Genomic DNA, 14,472 nt, shown 5'->3' on the forward strand with positions numbered 1-14,472 from the left:
GGACGGCCGTCGGGCAGGGCAGGAAGCGGAGCCTCTCATACCTGTTAGCGCAGGCCGGGGGGGATGGGAATGGCTCCCGAGGTTCTGTTGCAGAGCAGTGACACATGAGGGATGCATCGCCCGTACGGCTTGTGTGAAGATCAGTACTTCGTAGTAGCAGTAGCGGCCCGCACACGAGACCGCGTACACCCGCACCACCCGCACCGCCTCACCGGCCGGCCCGGCACTCTGCCGCGGCCGTTGCGCGCACTTCGCCGTCGCCTTCCCGCCGGCGCCCGTTCCACACGGAGCGCCTGCCCGTTTGGTTCCTTGGGGGGAATCCGCACATGCCCGCTCGCACCGCCGCCCGCCGCCGCGTCCGCGCCGCTGCCGCCACCGCCGTCGTCGCCGCAGTCGCCGGCACCGCCCTCATGCCGCTGTCGGCGTACGCCGCTACGGCCGAGGACAACGGCGCACTGAAGATCACGATGAGCGTCCCGGAGGTACCGAGCGGCCCGCTGAAGCGCGGCGGCGCGACGGAGGCCTTCGAGCTGACGGTGACCAACCCGTCGAACGAGGCGCGCGCCTTCCACCCGTGGATCGACGGTCTGGCCGCCGGCCCCGGCCTGCTGCAGAAGAGCGACGTGACCTTCAAGATCGAGCCGATCGACGCCCCGCCGACGGAGTCCTCCATCGGCCAGCAGAACGGCGGCTGGCAGGCCACGTTCTACCCGGCCGACAAGAGCAAGGACGGCTTCGAAGTGCCGGCCGGCCGCAAGCTGACGTGGAGGGTCACCGTCGGCCTCGGCGCGAGCTACCCGACCAACAAGGGCGAGCTCACGCTGGACGCCTCGTCGTACAAGGACGAGGTGCCGGCAGCCGGCAAGGCCTCGCGCACCTTCAAGACCGATACGCCCGCCCACGTCGGCAAGTTCACGACCGCGATCAGCGGCATCGGCCCCTGCCAGGGCAGCACGGCGCCCGACTGCCGCGAGCTGAACGTCAAGTACCGCGTCACCGGCGGCGGCGAGTTCAACACCGCGCTCGCCACCAAGCTGACGCTGCACACCCCCGACGGCGCCACCCCCGACGTCCAGGTGCGGGCTGCCCAGGCCGGCACCGCTTGGCAGGACGTCAAGCCCGGTGCCGGAAACAACGGCTTCACGCTTCCCGAAATCACGAAGAGCTTCAGTGCGGCCTCGGGCGAGCACACCACCCGTCTGCAGATCAAGCTCGGCCCGAAGGCGAAGCTGACCAAGGCCACCCAGATCAACGCGATCGCCGAGGTGGGGTTCGCCCAGGGCAACACCTGGGCGTTCGACCGCGTCGACACGAAGATCGAGCTGGCTCCGCCCACCACGACCTCCCCGTCGCCGTCGCCGAGCGGCTCCGCCTCCCCGTCCCCGTCCGCCTCGACTTCCCCGTCCCCGTCGGCGTCCGCCTCGACGACCGCGGCGACCACGGGCACCACCACCACGACCACCACCGGTTCCTCCGGAACCCTCGCGAACACCGGCGCCAGCTCCAACACCGGCCTGTACTCCGCCCTGGCCGCGGCCCTGGTCGCCACCGGTGGCGCCGCGGTCTGGCTCGGCGCCCGCCGCCGCAAGGCCGCGTGCCGGGCCTGATCCCGGCATCCGCACCGCGCAGGGGCCCGGCACGCTGGCGCGTGCCGGGCCCCTGCGGTCGTACCGCGCCCCTGCTCTCAGCGGGCCGCGTACACCACCCGCCCCGGCTCGAACGGCCAGACCTCCGCGAGCCAGCGGGAGACGGCCTCGTACAGCGGCTCGTCCAGCGCCGCCCGGTCGGCCCGCACCCAGGAGCTGACGTGCACCGGCCTCGGGCTGCCGCCCTCCTTCGCCGGGTAGACGTACACGCAGCCGATCACGTCGTCGCCGTCCAGGACGCTGTACGTGAACCCGGTTCGGGCCGCGAAGTCCCCCGCGTGCCGGGCCAGGTCGCGCCGGTTGTCCTCGGCGGACATCCCCTCCTCCGGCGGCCACTTGCTCCCCCCGAACCCGGGCGTGGCCCGCACGTGCGCGATGCTGCCGCCCCAGGCGGCCAGATCCCGCTCGTTGTGCTGCTCGCCGAGCGGCTCCAGTCGGAACCCCTCCCCGGCCAACTCCAGGGGCACGTCGAAGTCATCGGGCACGAAAGCCGCTTGATCGCTCATGCCCCGACCCTAGGCACCGGCCCGCCGCAGCCCGCCACCGAATTTCCGACCGGCGCCCCGGCGGCCCTGTGGCCCGTGGACCGCCACCACCGCGCGGTGATGCGGCAGACTGGAGGTTTGGCCGCCCGCGCCCGGGCGGCCACCCGACGCCGGAAAGGGACGTCTGTGAACGGGCCTCTCATCGTCCAGAGCGACAAGACCCTCCTCCTGGAGGTCGACCACGAGCTCGCCGGGGCGGCGCGCCGTGCCATCGCGCCCTTCGCCGAGCTGGAGCGGGCGCCCGAGCACATCCACACCTACCGGATCACCCCGCTCGGCCTGTGGAACGCCCGCGCCGCGGGGCACGACGCCGAGCAGGTCGTCGACGCGCTCGTCGAGTACTCCCGCTACCCCGTCCCGCACGCCCTGCTCGTCGACGTCGCCGAGACCATGGCGCGCTACGGCCGTCTCACCCTCTCCAAGCACCCCGTGCACGGGCTGGTGCTGACCAGCACCGACCGGCCGGTGCTGGAGGAGGTCCTGAAGTCCAAGCGGATCACCCCGCTCGTCGGCGCCCGCATCGACGCCGACACCGTGGTCGTGCACCCGTCCGAGCGCGGCCAGATCAAGCAGACCCTGCTCAAGCTGGGCTGGCCGGCCGAGGACCTCGCCGGGTACGTCGACGGCGAGGCGCACCCCATCGAGCTGGAGGAGGACGGCTGGGCCCTGCGCCCCTACCAGCAGCAGGCCGTGGAGGGCTTCTGGCACGGCGGCTCGGGCGTGGTCGTGCTGCCCTGCGGCGCCGGCAAGACCCTGGTCGGCGCGGGGGCCATGGCCATGGCCAAGGCGACCACGCTGATCCTGGTCACCAACACGGTCTCGGCCCGGCAGTGGAAGCACGAGCTGGTCCGCCGGACCTCGCTCACCGAGGACGAGATCGGCGAGTACTCCGGCACCCGCAAGGAGATCCGGCCCGTCACCATCGCCACCTACCAGGTGCTCACCACCAAGCGGAAGGGCGTCTACCCGCACCTGGAGCTGTTCGACTCCCGCGACTGGGGCCTGATCCTCTACGACGAGGTGCACCTGCTGCCGGCGCCGGTGTTCAAGTTCACCGCCGACCTGCAGGCCCGCCGCCGGCTCGGCCTGACCGCCACCCTGGTCCGTGAGGACGGGCGGGAATCCGACGTGTTCTCGCTGATCGGGCCGAAGCGGTTCGACGCCCCGTGGAAGGAGATCGAGGCGCAGGGCTACATCGCCCCGGCGGACTGCGTCGAGGTCCGGGTGAACCTCACCGAGTCGGAGCGGCTCGCGTACGCGACCGCCGAGACGGAGGAGAAGTACCGCTTCTGTGCGACGACGGCGACCAAGCGGAAGGTGACGGAGGCCCTGGTGCGCCGGCACCGCGGCGAGCAGACCCTCGTCATCGGCCAGTACATCGACCAGCTCGACGAGCTCGGCGCGCACCTGGACGCGCCCGTCATCAAGGGCGAGACCTCCAATGCGCAGCGGGAGAAGCTCTTCGACGCCTTCCGGGAGGGCGAGATCAGCGTGCTGGTGGTGTCGAAGGTCGCGAACTTCTCCATCGACCTGCCCGAGGCGACCGTCGCCATCCAGGTGTCCGGCACCTTCGGCTCCCGCCAGGAGGAGGCCCAGCGCCTGGGCCGCGTGCTGCGCCCGAAGGCGGACGGCCACGAGGCCCGGTTCTACTCGGTCGTCGCGCGCGACACCATCGACCAGGACTTCGCCGCGCACCGGCAGCGGTTCCTGGCCGAGCAGGGCTACGCCTACCGGATCATGGACGCGGACGAGATCCTCGCCGGCGACTGACCTTGCGGCCGGACACCGCCGGGTGCTGGTCCGCCCGGCGGAACGGGGACGGCCGGCGGTACGGGGACGGCCGGCAACACGGGGACGGCCGGCAGCACGGGTACGGGCCCGGGCGCGCGGCTCAGGCGGGCCAGGAAGGCGAGCAGGGGAACGGCCCAGACCCACAGGTGTGGCCAGTACAGCAGCAGGGCCGGGCCGGCCGCGCTCAGCAGGTGGTCCCAGAACACGGCGGATTCCTGCGGCAGGACCAGCAGCCCCAGCAGCCCGGTGCCGGTGAACGCTGCCAGCGCCGTCAGCCCCGCCCGGATCCGCCCGGTCAGCAGCAGGTACGGGACGAACACCGCCGGGGTCAGGATGATCCCGGCGGCCGTGCCCAGGGCGAAGCCCTTGCCGAGGGCGGCCTCACGGCGGCCCAGGTCCCACAGGACCAGGCAGGCGAGGGCAAGGTTGACCTGCCCGGGCAGCAGCCCCTGGAACAGCGGCTCGGCCCACAGCCCGGCGGTGGTGGCGGCCAGGACCGCGCCCGGCCGGGCCCGCAGGCCCACGAGGCGGCAGGACAGCAGGACCAGCAGGGCGAGCAGGCCGGCGTTGCCGAGCACGAAGACGGCCTTCAGCACACCGGGCGGCAGCCAGACGGCCGGCGTGAACAGGATCGCGGCGAACGGCGGGTAGGCGGCGGGCGGGTGCCACTCCGTTCCCGGCACCCCGGCGACGGCGTCGACTAGGGCGTCGGCAACCGGAATGCGCAGGACGATGCACAGCACGCCCAGGGCGAGCAGCGGACCCGTGACCAGCACGCCGGCCAGGGGCGACGGCAGGGGGAGGGGAGGGAGGGGGTGGAGGCGCCGGATCACGGGCGTGACCCTAATCGATCATCGATGGGAGCCCGCCGGTATCCGGCCAGCGGGGCGGCCTCTCGGGGCTGCCGGGCCCGGAAGCCGGGATGCGCCGAAGCGGAACCAGCCGGAACGGCGGACGGCGGCGGGCAGGGCCGGCCGCCGTCCGGTCAGCGGCGTATGACGCCCGGGTCCTCGCCGTACTCGCCGTACTCACCGAAGACGACGACGCTCACGGCCGCCGCGGCGAAGACCTTCGCGGCACGCAGGACGTTGCCGACGAGGTGGCGGTGACGGTTGTCGGAAGTGGCAGTGGCGCCGCTCGGGCGGCCACCGTGGACCGGAGTGAAGGTTGCGGTGCTCATGAGTCCATGGTGCGCGCAGGGGCCCACCCCGCGCATCGCTCCTGGGACGGAACCGCCGGAGGCCCCGCCTACGCCTGTCGTCCAATGCCGCCCCTGGGGGCCCACTCTGAGGTTTGACGCACCTGGGTACGACACCCGGACGGACGACGGCCCGCCCGGAACCTCCGGCCCGGAAAAACCGTTCGCGTCGCGCTGGTGCCCTGACTACAATCTCCGCTCTTGCCGCCTCCCGCCGCCGTTTCGGGGAGAGCGCCCACCGGCCGGAACCGGCGGGCACGCGGGGCCGCACCGGCCGCGCAACCGATCACGCCACCGATCCGCAGACCCGCCGCTGGAGGCAGTCCCGTGCCCGCGCACGCCCCCGAGCCCGCCGCACCCGCCCTCGCACCCGCACCGGGCCCGGGCCCGGCCCCGACCGCGTTCCCCGCCCCCGCCCCCGCACCCGCACCCGCACCCGCCGAGGGGAACCCCCTCGCCCGTGAGCAGGCCCACCTCGCCGCCTCCCGGGCCGCCCTCCGCGCCATGCGCGCGGACGTCGAGGCCCTCGACATCCGCGACGTCACCGCGAACTGGGTCAACGCGCTCGTCCTCCAGGCCCAGATCGACGACCGCATCAAGGCCCTCGCCGACCTCGCCCACACGCCCCTCTTCTTCGGCCGCCTCGACTACCTGCACGCCCCGGGCGCGGAGCTCGCCGAGGGCGCCGAGGGCGAGCAGTTCTACATCGGCCGCCGCCACGTCCACGACGCCGACGGCGACCCCATGGTCATCGACTGGCGCGCGCCCGTGTCCCAACCGTTCTACCGGGCCTCCAAAAAGGACCCGCAGGACGTCGCCCTGCGCCGCCGCTTCGGCTACACGGGCGGCGAGCTCACCGCGTACGAGGACGAACACCTCTCCGACCCCGCCGAGGCGGCCGCGGTCAGCAAACTGCTCCAGCAGGAGATCGAGCGGCCGCGCGTCGGCCCGATGCGCGACATCGTCGCCACGATCCAGCCCGAGCAGGACGAGATCGTCCGCTCCGGGCTGTCCGGGTCCGTCTGTGTCCAGGGAGGTCCCGGCACCGGGAAGACCGCCGTCGGCCTGCACCGCGTCGCCTACCTGCTGTACGCGCACCGCGAGCGGCTCGCCCGCACGGGCACCCTCGTCATCGGCCCGAACCGGTCCTTCCTCCAGTACATCGAGCAGGTCCTGCCCGCGCTGGGCGAGCTGGAGGTCAAGCAGGCCACCGTGGAGGACCTGGTCACCCGCGACGGCCTGGAGGTCCGCGGCGCCGACGCCGCCGCCACCGCCGTCGTCAAGGGCGACGCCCGCATGGCCGAGGTGCTGCGCCGCGCGGTCCGCTCGCACGTGACCGAGCCCGCCGAGGCCCTGATGGTGGTCCGCGGCTCGCGCCGGTGGCGCGTCCCGGCGTACGAGCTGCAGGAGATCGTGGCGGAGCTCCAGCAGCGGGACATGCGCTACGGGGCCGCCCGCGACGCGCTGCCACAGCGCGTCGCGCACTCCGTGCTCGTACGGATGGAACAGGCGGGCGAGGCGCCCGACGACCGGGTGCAGGACTCGGTCGCGCGGAACGCCGCAGTGAAGGCCCTGGTCAAGGCCGTCTGGCCGGCCGTGGACCCGGCGAAGTTGGTCCTGCGGTTGCTGTCCGACGCGGCGTTCCTGGCCGCACAGGCGGACGGGATCCTGTCCGAGGAGGAGCAGCAGCTCCTGCTGTGGGCCAAGCCGGCGCGCAGCGTGAAGTCGGCGAAGTGGTCGCCCGCGGACCTCGTCCTGATCGACGAGGCGGCCGACCTGGTGGAGCGCACGCCGTCGCTCGGCCATGTCGTCCTCGACGAGGCGCAGGACCTGTCCCCCATGCAGTACCGGGCGGTCGGCCGCCGCTGCACCACCGGCTCCGCCACCGTCCTGGGCGACCTCGCGCAGGGCACCACGCCGTGGGCGACCCGCGACTGGGCCGAGGCCCTCGGACACCTGGGCAAGCCGGAGGCGGCGCTGGAGGAGCTGACGGCGGGCTTCCGCGTGCCGCGCGAGGTGATCGCGTACGCCTCCCGCTTGCTACCGTCGATCTCCCCGGGGCTGGCGGCGGTCTCGTCCGTCCGTGAGACCCCGGGCTCGCTGGCGGTGACGCCGGTCGCGCAGGCCGCGGAGCTGACCGACGCGGTGGTGGACGCCTGCCGGGAATCGTTGCAGCGGGAGGGCTCGATCGGCCTGATCGCGGCCGACGCCCGGATCCCGGAACTGGCCTCGGCCCTGGAGGCGGCCGGCCTGGCCTGGCTGTCACCGGGCGAGGAGACCACCGCCCGGACCAGGCTGACGCTGGTGCCGGCGTCGCTCGCGAAGGGCCTGGAGTACGACTACGTCGTGCTGGACGAGCCCGCCGCGATCGTCGACGGCGAACCGGACGAGCGGACCGGCCTGCGCCGCCTGTACGTGTGCCTCACGCGCGCCGTCTCCGGCCTGACCGCCCTCCACGCCGCGCCGCTGCCGCCGGCCCTGGCCGCCTGAACCGGGCCGCGCGGCGCGGCCGCACCGCCCTCAGGAGAGGGCGGTGCGCCACTCCTCGACCGCGGCCGCCGAGACCGGGTGGGCCCACCCGGCCGGCCGTGCCGCACCACCGATGTGGAAGCCGTCGATCCCGGCCCCGCGCAGCACCGGCAGGTGCTCCAGCACCAGCCCGCCGCCGACCAGCAGCTGCGCCCCGTACCCCGGCTCGCCCCGCCGCGCCGCCTCGGCCAGCAGCACCGGCAGGCCCTCCTCGACGCCCGCCGCCGACCCGGCCGTCAGGTAGGTGTCCAGCCCGGGCAGGTCCGCGAGCGCCTTGCGCAGCTGGTCGCGGTCGACGGCCCGGTCGACGGCCCGGTGGAAGGTCCACCGGCAGCCGGCCAGCTCCGCCGTGACCGCCTCGATGGCGGCCAGGTCCGGGCCGCCGTCCGGGGCCAGGAACCCGAGGACGAACTCCTCGGCCCCCTCCGCCCGCAGCGCCCGGGCCTGCGCGGCCAGCCGGTCCACGTCCTCCGCCGATCCCGCCGAGAAGCCGTCCGCCGCCCGGAGCATCACGCGCAGGGGGATGTCGACCGCCGCCCTGATCGCCGCGAAGGTCTCGCGCGACGGGGTCAGCCCGTCGGCGGCCATGTCGCTGACCAGTTCCAGTCGGTCCGCCCCACCGGCCTGGGCCGCGACCGCGTCCTCCGCGTCGAGGGCGATCACCTCCAGGACTGCACGGTTGCTCATTGGGCCACTCCTCGGGAAAGCTGCTGATAGGAAAAATAGGTCTAGTCCAATATCAAGGGTACGGTCCTCCCCCCACCCTTCACCAGCACCTTCACGCCACCCCACAATGTCCGCATGGACACGGACACGGACACGGACACGGACACAGACACGGGCATGGGCGAGGACATGGGCACGGACACGGAAGCCGTTGCCGCCGTTGCCGCCGCCGCGGCCTCCACCGCCCGGCTGCGCGACCGCTGGCGGGCGACCGCCGCCTCGGCCGGCGCCCCCGCCGACCGGGACCCCGCCCCCTACGCCGACCGCCTCCTCGCCGCCTGGGCGGAACCGCAGCGCCGGCACCACACCACCGCGCACCTGGCCGACGTACTCGAACGGATCGACGTCCTCGCCGCGCACGCCGCCGACCCCGCCGCCGTCGAGCTCGCCGCCTGGTTCCACGACGCCGTCTACCGCCCCGACCGCTCCGAGAACGAGGAGCGCAGCGCCGCCCTCGCCGAGCGCGCCCTGCGCGAACTTGGCGTACCCGAGTCCCTCACCGCCGAGGTGACCCGCCTGGTCCGGCTCACCGTCACCCACGACCCGGCCCCAGGCGACACCAACGGCGAGGTGCTCTGCGACGCCGACCTGGCCGTCCTCGCCGGCGACCCGGACGCGTACGCCGCCTACGTCACCGCCGTCCGCGAGGAGTACGGCTTCGTCCCCGAGGACGCCTTCCGCGCCGGCCGGGCCGCCGTCCTGCGCCAACTGCTGGACCTGCCCCGGCTCTTCCGGACCCCGCACGGCACCGCTCACTGGGAGGCCCGGGCCCGCCGCAACCTGGCCGCCGAACTCGCCGACCTGACCGCTCCGGAAGCCGGGTCCTGAGCCACGGGGGAACCGGCTGCCACCACCCCCGGGAATGAGATCCACTTCGGGCCGGTTCGTGAAGGACATGCCCGAAGCCGCCGAAGTCACCGAAGCCCCCGACGTCCCCGAAGCCCCCGACGTCCCCGAAGCCCCCGAATCCGCCCGCATGCGCACCCGCATGCCCGTCGCCGTGTACGTCCTCGGCCTGTCCGTCTTCTCCCTCGGGACCAGCGAGTTCATGCTCTCGGGGCTCCTGCCGCCCATCGCCGACGACATGGGCGTGAGCATCCCGCAAGCCGGCCTGCTCATCTCCGCCTTCGCGATCGGCATGGTCGTCGGCGCACCGCTGCTGGCCGTGGCCACCCTGCGGCTGCCCCGCCGCACCACCCTGATCTCGCTCATCAGCCTCTTCGGGCTCGGTCAGGTCGCGGGCGCGCTCGCACCCACGTACGAGCTGCTCTTCGCCTCCCGCGTCGTCTCCGCCCTCGCCTGCGCCGGCTTCTGGGCGGTCGGCGCGGCCGTCGCCATCGCGATGGTCCGGCAGGACCAGCGGGCCCGCGCCATGGCCGTGATGATCGGCGGGCTGTCCATCGCCAACGTCCTCGGCGTCCCGCTGGGCGCCTTCCTCGGCGAGCACCTCGGCTGGCGCTCCGCGTTCTGGGCGGTCGGCGCGGCCTCCGCGGTCGCCCTGGCCGGCATCCTGGCCCTCGTCCCGAAGATCCCGCTGCCCGCCGAACGGCCCACCCTCCGGCGGGAGCTGCGCATCTACCGCGACCAGCAGGTGTGGCTCGCCATCGGCATCACCGCCCTGGCCGCGGGCGGCGTCTTCTGCACCTTCAGCTACCTGTCGCCGTTGCTCACCGATGTCGCCGGGCTCGACTCCGGCTGGGTGCCGTGGGTGCTCGTCCTGTTCGGGCTGGGCGCGCTGGCCGGGACCACGGCCGGGGGCCGGTACGCCGACGCGCGCCTCTTCGGGGTGATGCTGTGGGGCATCACGGCCTCGACCGTCTTCCTCGTCCTGCTGGCGCTGCTGGCGTCGGTGGCCGCGGCGGCCGTGGCCCTGTCCTTCCTGATCGGGTTCTCGACCTTCTTCACCGCCCCCGCGCTCAACGCCCGCATGTTCAACGTCGCCGGCGCCGCCCCGACCCTGGCCGGGGCGACCACCACCGCCGCGTTCAACCTCGGCAACACGGGCGGCCCGTGGCTCGGCGGCACCGTCATCGACGCCGGCCACGACTTCGCCACCACCGCCTGGGCGGGCGCCGCCATGACGGTCACCGCGATCGCCCTCGGCCTGATCGCCCTGCGCCTGGACCGCCGCACGCCGCCCCGCGCCACCCGTGTGGTCGCCTCGTCGGCAACGGCCCGGCCGGCCGGGGCCCCGGCCGCGGCGGATCGCACGCCGACCGCGGGTTAGCCGTCCGTCAGGGGTACCGGAACCACTGCGAAGTCCCTGTCACGTCCCGGTTCGTCACGGCCTTCGGCGGGTTGTCGCCCTTGCGGGTGACGAAGACGTGCACGGCGTAGGAGGTGCCGGACGTCAGCGGCATGTCGACCTGCTCCGTCAGCCGTTGCGCCGTCGGGTCCGCTTTGAACGACCAGTTCACCGGTTTGCCCGCGGGATACAGGTACTTGTTGTCGGCCTTGGTGCTGAGCCAGAGGTACACGGTCACGTCCGTCGGGACCGTGGCGGCGACCTCGGCGACCATGGTGACCTTCGTCCCGTCGAGGACGTAGCAGGGGGTCGCGGTGACGTGCGGGCCGGCATACGTGCCCTGCGCGCTCGCGCAGGCAGGCGCAGCGGCCTGTACCGAGGAAGGCGGCGTACCGGGCGCCGCCGAAGGGCTGCCGGATCCTGCCGTGCTCGGCGGCGGCGACGCCGATGCGGATACCGCCGGGGGCGCGGAAGCGTACCCGGAAGCCCCCGCCGCAGCCCCGGAGGCGGCGGCCGCGGGCTTCCCGTCCTCACCGCCGCCGCCACCGCCCGGCAGCCCCTTGAGCGCCACGGCCGCCACCGCGGCGACCACCACCGCCGCAGCGGCGATCCCGCCCCGGGCCAGGGCCCGCCGGCGGCCCACCGACCGGCTCGCGGCCACGACCGCGGCCGTGGCAGGAGCCTGCGTCCCCGGGCCCGGACCTTCCCCGGCCGGGCCGGGGGCGATCTCCTCCGTGTCGCCGCCGAAGGACCGGACCACCCAGGTCACCGGCGTCTGGACGGGCCGGCGGCCCAGCCCGCGCCCGGCGAAGTGCTCCTTGACGTGCGCCACCAGGGCCCCGAGGTCGGGGTCCAGGCTCGGCGAGTGCCGCTCCAGCCAGTCCAGGACGGCAGCCGAGAAGACGCCCGCCCGGTCCTTCCTGCTCTGCACGGTCGCCTGCCCGGCTGCGGCGGCCAGCAGCATGAACTGCTCCACCGCCGCGCGCTGCCCCGCCGGGAAGGAGGCGACGGTCGGCGCCGCCACCTGCTTGCGGTTCTCGATGAACGTCGCGCACGCGTCCACGAGGAACATCTGCCGCCGGTACCCCGCGACGTCGGGCCGGCTCAGGTGCTCGCGCAGGTCGGTCAGGTCGATGCAGCGCGGGTCCTGGTTGGTGGCGTCAGGGCAGAGCAGCAGGCGGCGCTCGCCGCGCCCCAGCACGCCGTGTCCGCCCCAGTAGACGTACAGGACGTCACCCTCGGGCACGTCCGCGCGGCTCTTCGGCGCCAGCGAATTCATGATCACGTCGCGGGACCCGGCGAACGTGATGGCGAGGTCCAGTTGCCCCGCCTGCTCGTTGAGCGCTGCCCACGACTCACCGAGCGGCGTCAGCAGCAGCGTGATGTTCTCCTTCGGCACCCCGCGCATGCGCAGCCAGCGGGCGAACCGCATCGCGTCGGCGGCCGCACCCGGCAGGTCGAGGCCCTCGACGTGTTTGAAGTGCTCGATGCCGACCACGACGGCGTGCACGCGGGCCGGGTCGGGGGCGATCGGGTCAGTCATGTCTCAGCTCAGCCACGTCTCGACCGCGTCCCAGACCTCGGGGTTGGACCAGTACGTCGTATGCGCCCACGGGAAGGGCTGCCGGTTGTTGACCCGGTGGTCGCTCGCCCGGCCCGGGAACACCTTCCCGGCCTGGTAGGAGAGGAAGTCGCGTTCGTCGTAGACGTTCAGCCACTTCGCCGGGAAGTGCGGCGGCAGGGTCTCGGGGTGTTCGAGCGAGACGAGGGCGCCGATCTCGTAGAAGTACGGCGCCTGCGAGCCCACCGTGATCAGCTGGTCCACCCGTTCCAGCCGCTCCTGCACCAGCAGGTCGACGCAGGCGATACCGCCGAGGCTGTGCGCGATCAGGGTGATCCGGTCTCCCGGCGTGTTCTCCACCGTCCGGCGGATCTGGTCCCGCACCCCCTGGCCGCGGGCCTGGTACCGCAGGATGTCCCCCAGCGCCGGGAGGGCCGCGTCGCCCCACGCCCCGCGCCGCCGGCGGCCCCGCCAGCCCACGGGCGCGAGCATCGCCTTCCCCAGCAGCCCCTTGAGGGACCGGCCTTCCGTGTACAGGTCGTCGCCGAGCGAGGCGAGCAGGGCGTCGCGCACGATGCCGGAGACCTCCACCCCGCGGTCGGACGCCAGCGTGTGGGTCATGGCCATGACGGCACGGGCCACGGCGCGCCGGTGCTCGAACCCGTCCTCGTCGACGGTCGCGGCCGCGTCCTGCAGCTCGGGCGCCCGCACCACCGCCCGCAACGCCTCCGCGAGGTCCTTCTCCAGGCCGCGCGCCGCGAAGGCGTCCACCACCTCCGGGGACGGCTCGTACTCGGTGATGTCGGCGAGGAACAGCTCGGACGGCGGCAGACCGACCCCCAGGCCCGCCTCGGTCGCGGACTGGAGGCCCAGCAGACGCAGCTCGTACCAGGGGTCCCCGTACAGGACGTCCCAGACGGCGATCTCGTCCTCGTCCTCGCGCGACCCGCCCCGCGACTGCCGGTAGCGGGGTACGGAGTCCCCGTCGAGCGCCATCGCCGCGCCCTGCTCCCGGCCCCAGAAGCAGCCGCGGACCTCCAGCCCCGGCCGGATCCGGTCGAGGTTGTCCCGGACGGCGGCGAAGCTCTCCTTGTACGAGACCTCCCGCACCCCCGTGCCGTGTACGAACAGCACTGACCGACGCACGATCCCCCTCAGGCCGCAGCGAGTCGACGGACAGACGAAACGGCGGTCATCCTAATGCAGCAAATCCTTTTGGCCGCACGGCATATGACAGATCATCACATGAGTTGGTCGGGGCCGGCGGCTCACTGCAGCCGGGGACGGGCCGCGGCCGCAGGGGATCCGGCGGGCGGGGGCTCCGTCCGGCAGTGGGGCTAAGCGGGGCGACCCTTCGGGCGGCGGAGGCCGGCCTTCACCAGCAGGCGGACGATCTCCTTGCTGCCGACCTCCACCGCGCCCGCCCGGACGGCGTCCGCGTACCGGGACTCGGGCACGTCGTAGTGGTCCCCGTCGAAGGCCTTCGGCGGGGAGCCGATCGACGCCGCGAAGGCGTGCAGTTCCTCGTACGAGACGTCGCTGATCAGGTGCGACCACATGCGGCCGTGGCCCGGCCAGGTCGGCGGGTCGATGTAGAGCGTCACCGGCGGCTCACAGGCCGCCGCCGAAGCCGCCCGGGCCGATGACCGGCCCGAGGCCGCCCACCGCGGCGACCTTCACACCCGCCTTGGCGCACACCCAGTGCGCATCGGGCCCCAACTCCGGCTCCACGTCCAGCGCGTGCGGATCGCCGTGCGAGCAGACCGGGCACAGCGGCCAGCGGCCGTACTTCTCCAGCAGCGCGTCCTGCACGTCCTGGGCGACGAGACCGGCCAGGTAGTCGACCCCCTCGGGCCACTGCTCCACCCACCACCGGCGGTGCGTGACCGAGTCCTCGACGAGGGAGACGACATCAGCCTCGGCGACCTGGCCCGCGACGAGATCGGCGAGGACGAGGGCACGGGCGGCGTGCAACGCCTGTTCCAGGGGGGTTGCATGGTCCATGCGCCCATTGTGAACCCGTACCGGCCATCTGGCGAAGAACTCTTTTATTCTGGATTGTTTGGTTTTCCACCGATTCAGGAGCCTTATGGCGTATTGACCCTGTTCCGGACACGAAAATACATTTCGGGCATGAGCGAGGCCGCGAAGGAACCCTCAGCCCGTCCGCGTCGCCACCCCTCCGGGCGCGCCTGCGCGGCCCCGCCACCACCCTGACCCGCTCCGCGCGG

13 protein-coding genes are annotated in these 14,472 nt (G+C 73.5%); 5 read left to right on the forward strand and 8 right to left on the reverse strand.

Features of this window, described 5'->3' with window-relative positions:
- The first annotated feature begins 326 nt into the window (after positions 1-326).
- Positions 327-1,607: an LPXTG cell wall anchor domain-containing protein gene (locus tag ACFV7Q_RS06760; RefSeq protein WP_385424435.1), complete on the forward strand. Its 1,281-nt coding sequence runs from the start codon at positions 327-329 to the stop codon at positions 1,605-1,607.
- A gap of 77 nt (positions 1,608-1,684) precedes the next feature.
- Here ACFV7Q_RS06760 and ACFV7Q_RS06765 read toward each other — a convergent pair whose 3' ends face one another.
- Positions 1,685-2,152, reverse strand: coding sequence for an N-acetyltransferase (locus tag ACFV7Q_RS06765; RefSeq protein WP_385424438.1), 468 nt, complete (start codon positions 2,150-2,152; stop codon positions 1,685-1,687).
- Positions 2,153-2,317: 165 nt separating this feature from the next.
- On the opposite strand from ACFV7Q_RS06765, the gene ACFV7Q_RS06770 reads away from it, so the two are divergent.
- On the forward strand, positions 2,318-3,961 hold the full coding sequence (locus tag ACFV7Q_RS06770) for a DNA repair helicase XPB (RefSeq protein ID WP_385424441.1): 1,644 nt from the start codon (positions 2,318-2,320) through the stop codon (positions 3,959-3,961).
- Here ACFV7Q_RS06770 and ACFV7Q_RS06775 read toward each other — a convergent pair.
- Together ACFV7Q_RS06775 and ACFV7Q_RS06780 are read right to left on the reverse strand one after the other, a co-directional pair.
- The gene (locus ACFV7Q_RS06775) at positions 3,919-4,815 is read right to left on the reverse strand and encodes a glycosyltransferase 87 family protein (RefSeq protein ID WP_385424444.1); all 897 of its coding nucleotides are present in this window, start codon (positions 4,813-4,815) and stop codon (positions 3,919-3,921) included. The two genes, ACFV7Q_RS06770 and ACFV7Q_RS06775, sit on opposite strands and share 43 nt — an antisense overlap.
- Positions 4,816-4,967: 152 nt before the next feature.
- Positions 4,968-5,162 carry a hypothetical protein gene (locus ACFV7Q_RS06780; protein WP_385424447.1) on the reverse strand — a complete coding sequence of 65 codons (195 nt, stop codon included), beginning with the start codon at positions 5,160-5,162 and terminating at the stop codon, positions 4,968-4,970.
- A 345-nt stretch (positions 5,163-5,507) separates the two neighbouring features.
- Here ACFV7Q_RS06780 and ACFV7Q_RS06785 point away from each other — a divergent pair, with 345 nt between their 5' ends.
- The gene (locus tag ACFV7Q_RS06785; RefSeq protein WP_385424450.1) at positions 5,508-7,670 is read left to right on the forward strand and encodes a HelD family protein; all 2,163 of its coding nucleotides are present in this window, start codon (positions 5,508-5,510) and stop codon (positions 7,668-7,670) included.
- Positions 7,671-7,700: 30 nt separating this feature from the next.
- On the opposite strand, the gene ACFV7Q_RS06790 is transcribed toward ACFV7Q_RS06785, so the two are convergent.
- Positions 7,701-8,396, reverse strand: coding sequence for a copper homeostasis protein CutC (locus ACFV7Q_RS06790; protein ID WP_385424452.1), 696 nt, complete (start codon positions 8,394-8,396; stop codon positions 7,701-7,703).
- A 168-nt stretch (positions 8,397-8,564) separates the two neighbouring features.
- On the opposite strand from ACFV7Q_RS06790, the gene ACFV7Q_RS06795 reads away from it, so the two are divergent.
- Positions 8,565-9,263 carry a hypothetical protein gene (locus ACFV7Q_RS06795; RefSeq protein WP_385424526.1) on the forward strand — a complete coding sequence of 233 codons (699 nt, stop codon included), beginning with the start codon at positions 8,565-8,567 and terminating at the stop codon, positions 9,261-9,263.
- 160 nt (positions 9,264-9,423) lie between these two features.
- Positions 9,424-10,662 carry a Cmx/CmrA family chloramphenicol efflux MFS transporter gene (locus ACFV7Q_RS06800; protein WP_385424528.1) on the forward strand — a complete coding sequence of 413 codons (1,239 nt, stop codon included), beginning with the start codon at positions 9,424-9,426 and terminating at the stop codon, positions 10,660-10,662.
- A gap of 7 nt (positions 10,663-10,669) precedes the next feature.
- On the opposite strand, the gene ACFV7Q_RS06805 is transcribed toward ACFV7Q_RS06800, so the two are convergent.
- The 4 genes from ACFV7Q_RS06805 to ACFV7Q_RS06820 all read right to left on the reverse strand — a co-directional run bounded on the left by ACFV7Q_RS06805 (position 10,670) and on the right by ACFV7Q_RS06820 (position 14,245).
- Entirely contained in the window at positions 10,670-12,223 is a 1,554-nt protein-coding gene (locus ACFV7Q_RS06805) for a caspase family protein (protein WP_385424455.1), read from the reverse strand.
- A gap of 3 nt (positions 12,224-12,226) precedes the next feature.
- Entirely contained in the window at positions 12,227-13,387 is a 1,161-nt protein-coding gene (locus ACFV7Q_RS06810) for an esterase/lipase family protein (protein ID WP_385424457.1), read from the reverse strand.
- A 191-nt stretch (positions 13,388-13,578) separates the two neighbouring features.
- The gene (locus tag ACFV7Q_RS06815) at positions 13,579-13,845 is read right to left on the reverse strand and encodes a DUF4031 domain-containing protein (protein WP_385424460.1); all 267 of its coding nucleotides are present in this window, start codon (positions 13,843-13,845) and stop codon (positions 13,579-13,581) included.
- Between the two features lie 7 nt (positions 13,846-13,852).
- Positions 13,853-14,245 carry a hypothetical protein gene (locus ACFV7Q_RS06820; protein ID WP_385424462.1) on the reverse strand — a complete coding sequence of 131 codons (393 nt, stop codon included), beginning with the start codon at positions 14,243-14,245 and terminating at the stop codon, positions 13,853-13,855.
- Between the last annotated feature and the right edge of the window lie 227 nt (positions 14,246-14,472).

This window comes from Streptomyces sp. NPDC059851 (assembly GCF_042732005.1).
In the GTDB taxonomy this organism is placed as follows: Bacteria; Actinomycetota; Actinomycetes; order Streptomycetales; family Streptomycetaceae; genus Streptomyces.